This is a genomic window from Streptomyces calidiresistens, assembly GCF_014141525.1.
Lineage (GTDB): Bacteria > Actinomycetota > Actinomycetes > Streptomycetales > Streptomycetaceae > Streptomyces > Streptomyces calidiresistens.
Genome location: NZ_VKHS01001146.1, coordinates 1 through 1292 on the forward strand (window position 1 = coordinate 1; position 1292 = coordinate 1292).

Annotated in this window: 1 protein-coding gene; it reads left to right on the forward strand. The window is 71.9% G+C overall.

Going from position 1 to position 1292, the window contains the following annotated elements; all coding sequences use genetic code 11:
• The first annotated feature begins 393 nt into the window (after positions 1–393).
• Positions 394–1290 (forward strand): DEAD/DEAH box helicase family protein, encoded by an 897-nt coding sequence (locus FOE67_RS26010; RefSeq protein ID WP_323385543.1) that lies wholly within the window; start codon positions 394–396, stop codon positions 1288–1290.
• The last annotated feature ends 2 nt before the right edge of the window (positions 1291–1292 follow it).

Consider the following 1292-nt stretch of genomic DNA (forward strand, 5'->3'; position numbering starts at 1 on the left):
ACCGGGAACAGGGGGGGCGGGGGCCGGCGCGTGACGGCCCGTCGGGTGCCGGGGAATCCGGGGCGGGAACGGGCAACGAACCACCCGATCGGGTGACCGGTGGGCCACTTTTCGGCCAATCACCTTGACGGGCACGGGGCGTCCCGGGCATGCTGTCGGGTGGCGTGACAACCCGTCGGTTGGGCGTGATGCATCACCGGTAGATGTTGGGGAAACGGGGGACCGCCCCCGGCGCCCGACCGGCGACGCGGAATGCCCGCCGCATTTCCCCATTGGTTGCCGGGGATTGCATCACCGGTAGGTGTTGGGAAATGCGGTCACCGCCCTTTCCGGGGCGGGGGCAATTGTCGCGTGCGGTGCTTTTCGTGGCCTGTTTCGAGGAGGGGATCATTCGTGAGCGGTGACCGGAATTCCGGTGGGGAATTCACGCTTCGGCCGCACCAGCGGGAGGCGGTGGAGGCGATCGTGCGGGGCCTGGCCGATGTCTCCGATCGTGAGGCGCGCGGCACGGTGGTGATGGCCACGGGTACGGGGAAGACCATCACGGCGGCGGCTGCCGCGCACCGCCTGGTCCCCGACGGCAGGGTCGGGGTGCTGGTGCCGACCCTGGACCTGCTGACCCAGACGGTGGAGGCGTGGCGCCGGGCCGGGCGCCGGGGTCCGATGATCGCGGTCTGCTCCCTGAGTCGGGACCCGATGTTGGAAGCCCTCGGGGTGCGGTGCACCACCGACCCGTGGTTCCTGGCCCGCTGGACAGCCGTGCCGGGCCCGGTGACGGTGCTGATGACGTATGCCTCCCTGGTGCCCCAGAACGCCCGCGAGACCGGCACCGAGGACGCTCCGGGCGGGGACGGCGGGAAGCGGTGGGGGGTGGTGGAGGAGGCCGTGCGCGCGCAGACCTTCACCGGCCCGGCCCTGCCGGTCCTGGACCTGCTGGTGGTGGACGAGGCGCACCGCACGTCGGGGGATGCGGGGAAGGCGTGGGCGATGGCCCTGGACAACGACCGCCTGCCCGCTCGGAGGCGGTTGTTCATGACCGCCACCCCAAGGTTGTGGGAGGCCGTGCCCTCGGCCGACGGGTGGGTGCGGCCCGTCGCCTCCATGACGGATCCCGCCTTGTACGGGGAGCGGTTGTACGAGCTGGAGCTCACCGAGGCGGTCGAGCGCGGTCTGCTGGCGCGGTGGGAGATCGACGTCCTGGAGATCACCGACCCCGCCCCCGGAGAGGACGAGGGGGAGGCTCCGGGCGCCGGGGAGGAGCCGGAGGACGGGGAGGGCGCTGTCTCTTAAAC